Source organism: Halopseudomonas sp. (genome assembly GCF_038130085.1).
Classification (GTDB): domain Bacteria; phylum Pseudomonadota; class Gammaproteobacteria; order Pseudomonadales; family Pseudomonadaceae; genus Halopseudomonas.
The window spans coordinates 119,772-131,787 of record NZ_JAYPMU010000008.1 but is presented as its reverse complement, the minus strand read 5'-3'; the positions used below and the strand labels follow the sequence as shown (position 1 = coordinate 131,787).

The following is a 12,016-nucleotide window of genomic DNA, read 5'->3' as shown; positions in this document are numbered from 1 at the left end:
GGATGCTGTTTGTTGAATATAAAAAGGAAGAAGACGCGATGAGACGTTCAGGTTTGATCATCGGCTCCGTGCTTGCGGCCATGACCCTCAGCCCTGCTGTATATGCATTGGACGGCATCACTGTTGAAGGCGGTGACAGCAGCGAGTCAACCAACGTGTGGCGCGTAGGTGCGCAATTCGATTTCGGCCGCACGCTGTGGCAAAGCGATGGTGGTGGTGCGGTGCTGACCGGCTTCTGGGATGCGGGGTATACCCACTGGAGCGGCCTCGACGCCGAGACGGTCAGTCTGGCGCCGGTGTTCACGCTGAACTTCCCGGGTGACGGCGGGGTGACACCGTTCATCGAGGGCGGTATCGGCGCGGCAATTTTTACCGAGACCAATCTGGCGGACCGCCGGGATCTGGGTTCCAAGTTCCAGTTTGAGGACCGCATTGGTGCGGGGCTGCGCTTTAACTCAGGAGCCGAACTGGGCGTACGCTGGTATCACTACTCAAACGCCGGTATCAAACAGCCCAACTCGGGTATCAACAAGTCTGCGGTGTATTTCCGCTACCCGCTGTAAGGGGGCAGGTCAGACGCTCTAGCGGCGTCTGGCCAGTTGTTGTGTGCGGTACTGTTCACGATACAGGTGGGCGAAGCCGTGCAGCAGGGGGAATACCACCGCCCAGACGCCTGCGAGCAGCAGGGCGCTGTTGCGCTCTCCAAGTGGCAAACCCACCCCAGCCAGCTCTGCGCCGGCGACATAACTCAGTGGCCCGCCGATGGCGCCGAGCAGTACTGCCCGCCAAATAGGCTTGGCACTCCACGCCAGACAATGGTTCAGCGTGGTACCCAGTAGGGCCCATAGCAGCACCAGCCAGACCGGCGCCAGACTCTCCTGGCCGACGAAGGTGAAGACACCCATCTGCAATAGGAAGGAGTCGAGCGCGGCGCCGGCCAGCATCACCGACACCACCAGCTTGCCCTCGGCAGCCCAGCTGCTGACCCAGAAAAAGTGCACCAGCAGGGCCACAATCGGAACCGCCAGCCAGTAGCTGTTGCCGCCCAGCACGCAGGCTAGCCAGCCGAGCTGGAACAGCAGGGCGTTGGCGATCAGTCGCCGGTTAGGCATGTCAGCCTCCTAAGCGCAGAAGTGTTCTCCGGGGCGGGCGTCAGGCTTGCCGAGCAGAATCTGCGCCGTGCCGATGCCACGCTCGCGGAAGCCCCCTTCGCAGTAGCAGAGGTAGAACTCCCAGAGCCGGAAAAAGGCGTCATCATACCCGAGTTGCGCCAGCTCTCCACGGTAGCGCTGCAGGTTGTCATACCAGTGACGCAGGGTTCGCGCGTAGTGCAGGCCGATGTCTTCCATGTGCAGCATCGCCAAGTCGGTATGACGGCGGGTGAGTTCGCCGATCAGGCTTACGGAAGGCAGCGAGCCGCCGGGGAAGATGTAGCGCTGGATGAAGTCGACGCTGCGGCGGGCCTGATCGTAGCGCTGGTCACGCATGGTGATCGCCTGCAGCAGCATCAGGCCGTCGGGCTTGAGCAGCGCCGCGCAGGCCTTGAAGTACGTGGCGAAGTACTCGTGGCCGACGGCTTCGATCATCTCGATCGACACCAGTTTGTCGAAATGACCTTCCAGTTCCCGGTAGTCCTTGAGCAGCAGGGTGATGCGGTCTTGCAACCCGGCGGCCTGAATGCGCTCTTCGGCGTGGCGGTACTGCTCTTGCGACAGCGTGGTAGTGGTGACACGGCAGCCAAAGTGCTGCGCGGCATAGATCGCCATGCTGCCCCAGCCGGTACCGATCTCCAGCAGATGGTCGTTCGGCCCGAGTTCCAGCTTGCGGCAGATGCGCTCAAGTTTGTTCAGCTGCGCCTGATGCAAGTCGTCGCAGCCGGGTGGGAAGATGGCTGCCGAGTACATCATGCTGCTGTCGAGCAGGCGCGAGAACAGCTCGTTACCCAGGTCGTAGTGCGCGCTGATGTTGCGGCGCGAGCCGCGCAGGCTGTTGCGATTGAGGCGGTGCAGCCATTTCAGCGCGGGTTGGCCGAGCCGTGCGAGGCCGGTTTCCATCGCATCGAGCACATCCAGGTTGCGCACAAACAGGCGAGTCACGGCCGTCAGGTCGGGGCTGCTCCAATAGCCGTTGAAGTAAGCTTCGCCCGAGCCAACGCTGCCGTTGCAGGCAATCTGCACCCAGGCTGCCGGATCGTGCAGGCGAATTTCGGCGTGCAGGCCGTCACTGTCGGGCTGGCCAAAGTGCAGCTCTTCATCCTCGGTACGTAGCAACAACGTGCCCCGGCGCAGCGCTTTCAGTTGGCGCATAACCGCCTGGCGGCAGAGACGTTGCAGCCAGCCACCGCGCTCGCGGTAGTCGCTGCTGCAAGTGAGTTCAGGTCTGCTCGGTTTCATGTCGGGACTCCTTGAGCGGGTGCGCCGCTACCGATTGAGTGGCGGCTGCATGGTCATACAGCGGGATACCTTTGAGCAGCAGGCGCAGGGCCTGCCAATAGATGCCGGTTACGGTACGCAGCACCATAAAGGGAAATGACAGCGTTTCGCGGCGCAGCAGGCTGGCGCTCAGCGGCTTGCGCTGCAGGCTGAGACTGGCATCGAACAGGCGTTGCTCGCCCTGCTGATGGGCGATATGCACCTGCACGCGCTCGCCGGGACGGCTGAAGCGCATGTGGTAGTCCGCCTGCAGCGGCAGAAATGGCGAAACATGGAAGCGTTTGTGCAGGGTAAATTGCTGCTGCTGTTTTTCTGCATCGGCTTCCATCACATAGCAGAAGTGCTCTCCCCAAGGGGTGTTGGTTACTTCGCAGATGATGCTGCGCAGTGCGCCGTGGCGGTCGTAGCAGTAAAAAAAAGAAGCCGGATTGAACAGCATGCCGAAGCTGCGGACCTGGGTCAGCAGCTGCACCGCTCCGTCCAGCTGCAGGTGCAAGTGCTCTTTGACCAGGCGCTGAGCGCAGACCTTGAGCGACTCGCCCGGTTGGCGCTCGCTGCGCAGGTAGTCGGTCTCGCGAAAACGCATAGGTGACCACCAGCGCCCGGACCAGAGGTGACTGAGTCCAAATACGTGCTGCTGTTCATCAAGGTCCAGCAGCAGCAGGCTGCAGCGATAGCGAAACTGGTGCTCGCGAGGCTGATGCCTGCGGTGCTGCAGCAGGCCGCTGTAGAGCGCGCTGCGCAGTTCCATCAGAGCGCCTCTCCGAAGTGGGAAGCCACCCTTAGTGCGCTGACCACGCCGTCCTCGTGAAAGCCGTTGGCCCACCAGGCACCGCAGAAGAAGGTGTGCTGCTTGCCCAGCAGGCTTTTCCATTGCTGCTGAGCGTTGCTGGCGGCCAGACTGAACTGTGGGTGTGCGTACGTAAAGCGGCCGAGAATTTGCGCTGGGTCGATCTGGTCGGTCTGGTTCAGACTGACGCAGAAGGTGCGCGATGCCTCGATGCCCTGCAGGATATTCATGTTGTAGGTCAGCGCCGCGGGCTGGCTGGGGTCGCCACCCAGGCGGTAGTTCCAGCTTGCCCATGCCAGCTGGCGTTTGGGCAGCAGGCGCGTATCGGTATGCAGTACCACGTCGTTGTCGGCGTATCGAATGGCGCCGAGAATCGCCTGTTCCTCATCGCTTGGTTGCTCGAGCAGCTGCAACGCCTGGTCGCTGTGACAAGCCAGTACTACCCGGTCGAAGCGTTCCTCTCCCTGACGACTGAGCAGGGTCACTCCGGTGTCATCGCGGCGAATATTCTGCACCGGGCAGTTCAGACGGATGCGGTCGGCAAAGGGAGCGGTCAGGGAGGGTACGTAGCTGCGCGAGCCACCCTTGATTACTCGCCACTGCGGCCGTTCGTTCACGGACAGCAGGCCGTGATTGCGGAAGAAGCGGATGAAGAACGCCAACGGGAAGTCGAGCATGTCACGCAGTGACATTGACCAGATCGCCGAGCCCATCGGCACGATGTAGTGGTCAATGAAGCGCTTGCTGTAACGCTGCTGGCGCAGGTAGTCGCCGAGCGTCAGTTGCGCGTCCAGGCCGCCGGCCTCGAGATCGGCTACCGCTTTGTGGTTGAAACGCAGAATGTCTGCCAGCATGCGCAGAAAGCCGGGCGACACCAGATTACTGCGTTGGGCAAACAGGGTATTGAGGTTGTTGCCGTTGTATTCCAGGCCGCTGCGCGGATCCGATACTGAAAAACTCATTTCGGTTGGCTGTGATGCCACGCCGAGTTGCTCGAGCAGACGAATGAAGTTCGGGTAGGTCCAGTCGTTGAAGACGATGAAGCCGGTATCGATGGCATGACGCTGCTGGTCGATTTCGACGTCAACGGTATGGGTATGCCCGCCGATCCAATCGCCGGCTTCGAATACCGTCACCTCGTGGCGACGGGACAGCAGGTAGGCTGTAACCAGGCCGGAAATACCGCTTCCGACAATCGCAATACGCATCAGTGCACCTCTTGGTGTCGGGTGGCGGAGGTTCTTCGGCGCCGGGTGAGCGCTACGCGCAGCCAGTCCGGCAGTGCTGCCAACAGGCGGAGCACAACGATGAATCGGCCGGGAAAGCGAATCTCCCGCTGACCACGTTCCAGACCGATAAGGATCCGTTGCGCAGCCTTTGTGCTGCTGATCTGCATCGGCATCGGGAAGTCGTTAGCGGCCGTCATCGGCGTATCGACGAAACCGGGACTGACCAGTGTCGTGGCGATACCCTCGTCGGCCAGATCGAGTTCCAGCGATTGCATCAGATAGCGTAGCGCGGCTTTGGACGCGCCGTAGGCCTCGGCGCGCGGCAGCGGCAGATAAGTAACGCTGCTGCCAACGGCGATCAGACGCGGCTGACTGCCTCGGCGCAGTAGCGGCAGGGCTGCCTCGATGCAGTTGGCAGTGGCCAGTACGTTGACCTGCATGACGCGCTCGACAAGGCTGGCCGAAAATGTCGGAAGCTCCATGTACTCGCAGGCGCCGGCATTGAGAATGGCCCAGTCCAGCCCGCCCCAGCTGGCATCGATGTGCTCGACTGCCTCGGCTACCGCGTCGCGATCGGTCAGGTCGGCGCTGATCACCAGAATCTGTCCCGGGTAGCGGGCAGCGAGGGTGAGTAGCGGCTCGCGGCGGCGAGCGGTCAGGGCCAGTCGATGGCCGTCTGCCGCCAGTAGTTCGGCCAGTGCAAGGCCAATCCCGCTGGATGCGCCGGTCAGCCAAATTCTGCGTTGTGGATTCATGTCAGTCGCCTCTTTAGCCAACGGATCAGAGTGCCGAGTACCGGTACGTGTTCGTATAGCAGGGCGCCGGCGTCGTAGTGGTCCAGGTGGCGATACGCCTTGCCCTCACGGAACCAGACCTGGCTCACGCCAGGGACACGGATTTCCTGCCCACCGGCCAACCGGGGGTGCTGGTAGGTCATTGTCCAGCAGAGCAGGGCCTGCTCATGGTCGATCGGACTAAGCTGGGTAAAGTCGAAGTGCAGCGCGATAACGTTCTCGTACAGGCTGGCGCAGTAGCTCTGCAACGCGGCCAGCCCGAACACCTCGTGAATCGGGTCACTGAAATGCACCTCAGGGTGATAGATCTGCTCGAGCAAATGCAGGTTGTCGCGATCGACGGCGGCAAACTGGTGAGCAAAATTCTCGATCAGGCTGCGTTCAATCATGCCGGTTCTCCTGCATTACGGAATGCGTCAATGGCGCGCTGGCGGCTGCTACGTAAGTCGACGATAGGCGCCGGATAGGAGCCGCCGGAGAACAGGTCACCGCTGGGGGGTAAGTGGATCTGGCGGGCTGGCAGGTGCGCCAGTTCCGGGACCCACTGGCGGATGAAGCTGCCGTCCGGATCGAATTTTTCGGACTGGCTGACCGGATTGAAAACGCGAAAGTAGGGCGCAGCGTCGGTGCCGGTCGAAGCACTCCACTGCCAGCCGCCATTATTGGCAGCCAGATCGCCGTCAATCAGATGCTGCATGAACCAGCGCTCGCCCTCGCGCCAGTCGATCAGCAGATTCTTGGTCAGGAACATGGCACTGACCATGCGCAGGCGGTTATGCATCCAGCCGGTTGCCAGCAGTTGCCGCATGGCGGCGTCGACCAGCGGGATACCGGTTCGGCCCTGTTGCCACGCCGCAAGGCCTTCCGGGTCGTTGCGCCAGGCCACCGCCTCGGTTTCCGGTCTGAACGCGCGGTGGCGCGATACCCGCGGGTAGCACACCAAAATGTGTTTGTAGAACTCGCGCCAGAGCAGTTCGTTGATCCAGCTGACAGCGCCGGGGTTGCCGCCGTCAAACTCGCCGCGGTTGGCCTGCAGCGCAGCGTGCAGACACTGACGCGGCGACAGCACACCAGCGGCAAGGTAGGGGGACAGGCGGCTGGTGGCGTCCAGGTCCGGGCGATCGCGGTCTTCGGCGTAGTCTTCAATCAGTTGCGTGCTGAAATGCCGCAGGCGTTCAGCGGCAGCCTGCTCACCGGCAGGCCAGCGTTGCTCGAGTTCTGGGCCGGCGGGCGTGAAGTCGCCGAAGTGATCCGGAACGACAGTGCTCTCGATTTCCAGAGGCTGCTGTTTGGCAGGGGCCGGCAGCAGTGCTGGAAGGTGCTGGTGCAGGCGGCTATAAGCCTGGCGGCGGAACTGGCTGTAGACCTTGTACATGCCGCCACTTTGGGTGGTCAGAGTGCCTGGGGCGAATAGCAGTTGATCGGTGTAGCGCTGGCAGTTCAGCCCCGCGCCCGAGAAAGCCTGGCTGACGGCGTCGTCGCGCTGCTGTTCGTGAATGCCATACTCGTCGTTGAAGTGCAGACTGCTGGCGCCGACGGCACGTGCGTGGTCGAGCAGCAGTGCCGGACAGTCGCTCCAGCGCTCGGCATGCAGCAGTTGCAGCGGTATCTGCAGTTGCTGCAGTTCGCTGGCGAGCGCCTGCAAGTTGCGCCGCCAGAAGTCGACCTTGATCGCGGCGTCGTCGTGGGCCTGCCAGTCGTTCGGCGTGACCACGTACACGGCGGTGACCGGGCCGCGCTGACTGGCGTGCCAGAGAGCATGGTTGTCGGTAATGCGCAGGTCGGTTCGCAGCCAGCACAGTTGCACGTTGTTACTCAAGTCACTCTCCCTTTCAGGAGGGCCGTTTACCTGGCCCTCCTTCTGTCTATTAGGCTAGATCGCGTTGCGCAGGCTGAGTTCTGGCGGATGCGGCTGCAGGTACGCCTGTTGTTGCAGGTAGGGGTCGGGGTGGCGCAGAAGGTGGTGTTGGAGCAGCGTAATAGGCACGACCAGCGGCACCACGCCGCTGCGGTAGCGGCTGATCAATTGCTGCATTTCAGCCTTCTCCGGCGAATTCAGGACCCGTTTGAAGTGGCCGGCAACGTGCTGCAGCACGTTGCTGTGGCCGCGCCGACTGGCCGGCCGACGTAGCGCGCTCATCAGCTCGCTGAAGTACGCTGCTGCGGTCTGTCGCAAGTCGTCGCCTCTCCCCGGGTTGGCCAGCAGTTGGCCCATGCGGCGATAGCTGGGTGCCTGATGGGCCATCAGCAGGTATTTGTGCCGAGCGTGAAAGGCCAGCAGACGGCTGGCGCTGATCCCTTCGCGCAGCAGCTCTTGCCAATCAGCGTAGACGATCACGCGGGTGACGAAATTCTCCCGCAGGACCGGATCGTGCAGACGGCCTTCCTCTTCCACTGGCAGGAGCGGGTTGTGCTGCATCAGTCGGGCGGCAAACACGCCTTGGCCGGTGGCAGGGGCGGGGTGGCCATTGGGCTCGTAGACTTTCACCCGCTCCATCCCGCAACTGGGCGACTTCTGCATGAAGATAAAACCACACAGATCCTGGCTGCGCGCGCTGACCTCATCGGCGTATTGCTGCAGAGCGTCGGTCACATCGAGACTGCTGTCGACGGTACCCACGGCGCGAGGTGCCTCCGGATTGCCAACCAGGCGAATCGGTTTACGCGGCGTGCCGAGCCCGATGGCTACCTCCGGGCAAACCGGACGCAGGTCGAACAGGGAGCCCAATTGATCGGTACACAGTCGCGAGTGCTTGTGCCCGGCGTTGAAGCGCACAGGGTCGCCGATCAGGCACTGGCTGATGCCGACCGGAATACGCGCAGTGGAAGCGGTTTGCATGGCTTATCTCCTGTACAGCATTTTGCTTGTTGTACAAGGATAAGCGCGATTTAAGGATTTTTGTACAAGTTTTTTAACCGTCCGTCTGCTGGTTGGGCAGGCGAACGGGTTTTTAGCTGCTCAGTGCTGGCCGAGAACCGCGTGGGCGGCGTGCCGGCCGCTCAGCCAGGCGCCTTCCAATCGACCGGCCAGGCACCAGTCGCCGCAGACATAGAGGCCCAGGTCGGGGGCCGCGAGTGCGCCCCATTCGCTGTCCTCGGCCGGGCGCGCGTAAAGCCAACGGTGGGCGTGCACCAGGGTGGTGGCGGGAAGCGCGGTGTGCAGCGTTTCGCCAAGCGCTTCAAGCAGCAGGTCCGCGACCTTGGCTGGTGGTGTCTCCAGATGGGCAGCCGCCCACTGCGGGGTAGATTGCAGAACCCAGGTGCATGCTGCACTGCGGCCAGGTTTGCTGTGGTTGGCGCAGATCCAATCCAGCGGACCCGTGCGTACGAAGGCTGCTTCGACCGGGGTGTTCAACGGGGTCGCGAAGCTCACAGACACGGCCCAGCCGGGCTCCATGCCGATTTGCTCGGCGGCTTTGGCAAGCTGCGGGGCAGCGCTCAGCAGGGGCACGGCCTGCGGCGCAGGCGTGGCGACGACGACCCGGTCGAAGGGGCCGTAGTGGTTGCCGTCGGCGTCGGTGAGCAGCCAGCCTTGCTCGTGTTTGTCCAGCGCGGTGATACGCACAGAGTTGTGCAGCGGCAGGTCTTCCAACAGCGCGCGGCTAAGAGCGGTCATGCGCGGACTGCCGACATAGCGATGTTGTTCGTCAGTGGACGGCTGCATGCCCTGCTCGTCGATGCGGTACAGGTTGGGCTGCCAGGTATCGACCCAGCCGGAGGCGTGCCAGCGCTCGACCTCCGCACGGAAGGCGCCGTGCCGGGCGGTGAAATACTGGGTGCCAATATCAAATTCGCCGTGATCGGTACGCTTGCTGCTCATGCGGCCGCCAGTGCCGCGGCTTTTGTCGAACAGTTCGACGGCTACACCGGCTTCTTTCAGCTGACGGGCGGCACTGATACCGGCCATGCCGGCGCCAATTATGGCTACGCTGGTAGGTAGGGACATGCGGGTTCCTGATGTTGAATGTTGTACCGATGATAGGCAAAAGGCCGTAAAAGGCTATACAAGTTTTTTCTTTTGTATAGCATTGGGGCGCCTGACGATAGTGTTTCGTCTCTTGGGGCTGTCGTCGGTGGCTGGTGTTCTGCGTGCGAGAGTGCAGCGGGCCAACTGACCCGTATGCATCAGGGAGGCCGAGGATGAAGGTATTACTGACTGGAGGAACCGGTCTTATTGGCCGGCGTTTGTGTCAACAGTTGCTCGACGCCGGGCATGAAGTGGTGGTCTGGAGTCGCCGGCCAGCTCAGGTGCCTGCGCTGTGCGGTGATGCGGTGCGAGGAATCGCCAGCCTGGATCAAGTGAACGACGAGCCGCTTGATGCCGTGATTAACCTCGCGGGTGCTCCGGTTGCCGATCGGCCCTGGACGGATGCCCGCAAAGAGCTGCTGTGGGACAGCCGGGTGACCTTGACCGAGGAGCTGGTGCATTGGCTGGGGCGCAGGCCACAGCGTCCGCAGGTGCTGGTCAGTGCCTCTGCGATTGGCTGGTACGGCGATGGTGGTGATCAGCTGCTGACCGAGGCGAGCCCGGCGCGGGTGGAGTACACTCACACCCTTTGTGATGCGTGGGAGCACGCTGCCAAGCGTGCCGCGTCCTACGGTATCCGCGTGTGTATTCTGCGCATTGGCCTGGTGCTGGCGCCGGACGGAGGCTTTCTGCAACGCATGCGACTGCCGTTCAGTCTGGGTTTGGGTGGCCGCATCGGTTCTGGCCAGCAGTATATGTCCTGGATTCACCATCAGGACATCGAGGCCATGTTGCAGTGGCTGATGGAGTCGCCGGATTGCCGGGGGGTATACAACGGCACTGCACCAAGCCCGGTCAGTAATCGTGAATTTACCGCCGAGCTGGCGCGGGCGCTCAATCGTCCGGCGTTTCTGCCGGCACCCGGCTGGGTGTTGAAGTTGGCCCTGGGGGAAATGTCCCGATTGTTGCTGGTCGGGCAGCGGGTGTCGCCGGGGCGTGCGCTGGAAGCCGATTTCAGTTTTCGTTTTCGCCATCTGGAGACCGCGCTTGCGGATGTGCTGCAGAGGGCGAAGTGACCTTGTTTTGTTTGCTGGAGTGAATTGATGTCTGATCGTGGGGTGTTGCTGGTTAATCTGGGCTCGCCGAAGAGCACGGATGTAGCGGATGTGCGGCGCTATTTGAACCAGTTCCTGATGGATCCCTATGTTATCGATCTGCCGTGGCCGGCCCGACGCCTGCTGGTAAGCCTGATTCTGGCCACCCGTCCGAAGGCCTCGGCCCATGCCTATGCCTCTATCTGGTGGGATGAGGGCTCACCCCTGGTCGTCATCAGCCGTCGGGTGCAGCAGGCGTTGCAGCAGCAGTTGGATATGCCGGTCGAGCTGGCTATGCGCTATGGCGAGCCCTCGATTGAAAGTGGCCTGCTGGCGCTGGCCAAGCGTCCGGGGCTGCGTGAAGTTCTGTTCATGCCGCAGTACCCGCAGCACGCCGATAGCACCATTACGACGTCTGTCGAAGAGGCGCGGCGGGTTATCGCCAAGCACGGGCTGGATATCAAGTTGAACGTGGTGCCGGCCTTCTACAGCCGGCCTGACTACATTGCCGCGCTGGCGCAGTCGGTGCAGCCGTATCTGGAGCAAGGATTTGACCATCTGCTGCTCAGCTATCACGGCTTGCCCGAGCGTCATTTGCGCAAGGCCGACCCGACTGGTTCGCACTGCCTAGCCAGCGGCGACTGTTGCGAGCGGGCTTCGGCTGCCACCGCGACCTGTTACCGGGCGCATTGCAGCCATGTGAGCCGGGAACTGTCGGCGGCGCTGGGGCTGGGCGCCGAGCAGTGGTCGCAGGCATTCCAGTCCAGACTCGGGCGGGCCAAATGGATTGAGCCTTACACCGAGGCTCGAATCGACGAATTGGCAGCAAAGGGCGTCAAGCGCCTGTTGGTGGCCTGCCCGGCGTTTGTGGCCGACTGTATCGAGACGCTGGAAGAGATCGGTGATCGCGCCCGCGAGCAGTTTATCGAAGCGGGCGGCGAGGAGCTGGTGCTGATCCCGTGTCTTAATGATCAGCCGCAATGGATCGAGGTGTTGGCAAACTGGGCGCGTGAGACGCCAGCAATGGCCTGAGCGCGGAGCACGGGTGAGGCGTATCAGCCGCGCTTCACCCACTGTGACAGGGCCAAGTGTAGGCCGAGACCAATCAGCACCCCGCCCATCAGGCGGTCGAACCAGTGGCCGAGACGGTTGAAGGCACGGCGCACAGCGTCGCGGCTGAACAGCATTGCGACCAGGCAGAACCAGGCGCCGGTCGCCAGGGCCAGATACACGCCGTAACCCGCCTGCACCAGCAGTGGCGTGTCATGGCTGATGACCACGGTAAACACCGACAGAAAGAACAGCGTTGCCTTCGGATTCAGGCCGTTGGTAATGAAGCCCTGAATGAATGCTTGTCTGGCATTCAGCTGCTTGCCCGCGGACATGGGTTGTTCGGCAGACGCCGGCTGCGCACGCAGGGCGCGGAAGCCGATGTACAGCAGGTAAGCGGCTGCCAGCAGCTTCATCAGATTGAACAGCCAGACCGACTGCGACACAATCAGGCCGATCCCCAGCAGTGAGTAGGTAACGTGCACAAAAATGCCGATACCGATCCCGACAGCTGTATACAAGCCGATACGGTGACCGCCGCTGACGCTGTTGCGAATTACGACGGCAAAATCGGGGCCGGGGCTGATCACCGCCAGCAGGTGGACCAACGCCACCAGCAGGAATTCATTCAGATACATGTGCACTCTCCTCTGGGCCGGC

General features: G+C 62.3%; 13 protein-coding genes. 3 read left to right on the top strand and 10 right to left on the bottom strand.

All coding sequences use genetic code 11. The features are described 5' to 3' along the window. Positions 1–38 precede the first annotated feature (38 nt). Positions 39–563, top strand: a complete 525-nt coding sequence (locus tag AAFM31_RS08440) for an acyloxyacyl hydrolase (RefSeq protein ID WP_341707474.1) — start codon at positions 39–41, stop codon at positions 561–563. An 18-nt stretch (positions 564–581) separates the two neighbouring features. Here the strand turns inward: AAFM31_RS08440 and AAFM31_RS08435 are convergent, their stop codons facing one another. The 9 genes from AAFM31_RS08435 to AAFM31_RS08395 all read right to left on the bottom strand — a co-directional run bounded on the left by AAFM31_RS08435 (position 582) and on the right by AAFM31_RS08395 (position 9,191). Further along, positions 582–1,112, bottom strand: coding sequence for a DUF2878 domain-containing protein (locus AAFM31_RS08435; protein ID WP_341707473.1), 531 nt, complete (start codon positions 1,110–1,112; stop codon positions 582–584). Positions 1,113–1,121: 9 nt separating this feature from the next. Continuing rightward, positions 1,122–2,306, bottom strand: a complete 1,185-nt coding sequence (locus tag AAFM31_RS08430; RefSeq protein WP_341707501.1) for a cyclopropane-fatty-acyl-phospholipid synthase family protein — start codon at positions 2,304–2,306, stop codon at positions 1,122–1,124. Between the two features lie 67 nt (positions 2,307–2,373). Then, positions 2,374–3,177, bottom strand: a complete 804-nt coding sequence (locus AAFM31_RS08425; protein WP_341707500.1) for a DUF1365 domain-containing protein — start codon at positions 3,175–3,177, stop codon at positions 2,374–2,376. Positions 3,178–3,182: 5 nt separating this feature from the next. Next, the gene (locus tag AAFM31_RS08420) at positions 3,183–4,430 is read right to left on the bottom strand and encodes an FAD-dependent oxidoreductase (RefSeq protein WP_341707472.1); all 1,248 of its coding nucleotides are present in this window, start codon (positions 4,428–4,430) and stop codon (positions 3,183–3,185) included. After that, entirely contained in the window at positions 4,430–5,206 is a 777-nt protein-coding gene (locus AAFM31_RS08415) for an SDR family NAD(P)-dependent oxidoreductase (RefSeq protein WP_341707471.1), read from the bottom strand. The genes AAFM31_RS08420 and AAFM31_RS08415 overlap by 1 nt, the downstream gene beginning before the upstream one ends. Then, positions 5,203–5,634 carry a nuclear transport factor 2 family protein gene (locus AAFM31_RS08410; RefSeq protein WP_341707470.1) on the bottom strand — a complete coding sequence of 144 codons (432 nt, stop codon included), beginning with the start codon at positions 5,632–5,634 and terminating at the stop codon, positions 5,203–5,205. Before AAFM31_RS08410 ends, AAFM31_RS08415 begins: the two co-directional genes overlap by 4 nt. After that, positions 5,631–7,052: a deoxyribodipyrimidine photo-lyase gene (gene phrB / locus AAFM31_RS08405; protein WP_341707499.1), complete on the bottom strand. Its 1,422-nt coding sequence runs from the start codon at positions 7,050–7,052 to the stop codon at positions 5,631–5,633. Before phrB ends, AAFM31_RS08410 begins: the two co-directional genes overlap by 4 nt. Before the next feature lie 66 nt (positions 7,053–7,118). Then, complete coding sequence (locus tag AAFM31_RS08400) at positions 7,119–8,084, bottom strand: DUF523 and DUF1722 domain-containing protein (RefSeq protein WP_341707469.1); 966 nt, start codon at positions 8,082–8,084, stop codon at positions 7,119–7,121. 120 nt (positions 8,085–8,204) lie between these two features. Next, positions 8,205–9,191, bottom strand: coding sequence for an FAD-dependent oxidoreductase (locus AAFM31_RS08395; RefSeq protein WP_341707468.1), 987 nt, complete (start codon positions 9,189–9,191; stop codon positions 8,205–8,207). Positions 9,192–9,385: 194 nt separating this feature from the next. Here AAFM31_RS08395 and AAFM31_RS08390 point away from each other — a divergent pair, with 194 nt between their 5' ends. Both AAFM31_RS08390 and hemH read left to right on the top strand, forming a co-directional pair. Further along, complete coding sequence (locus AAFM31_RS08390; RefSeq protein ID WP_341707467.1) at positions 9,386–10,288, top strand: TIGR01777 family oxidoreductase; 903 nt, start codon at positions 9,386–9,388, stop codon at positions 10,286–10,288. 27 nt (positions 10,289–10,315) lie between these two features. Beyond that, positions 10,316–11,338 (top strand): ferrochelatase, encoded by a 1,023-nt coding sequence (gene hemH, locus AAFM31_RS08385; protein WP_341707466.1) that lies wholly within the window; start codon positions 10,316–10,318, stop codon positions 11,336–11,338. Positions 11,339–11,361: 23 nt separating this feature from the next. Here the strand turns inward: hemH and AAFM31_RS08380 are convergent, their stop codons facing one another. Further along, positions 11,362–11,994 (bottom strand): LysE family transporter, encoded by a 633-nt coding sequence (locus tag AAFM31_RS08380; RefSeq protein WP_341707465.1) that lies wholly within the window; start codon positions 11,992–11,994, stop codon positions 11,362–11,364. Positions 11,995–12,016 lie beyond the last annotated feature (22 nt).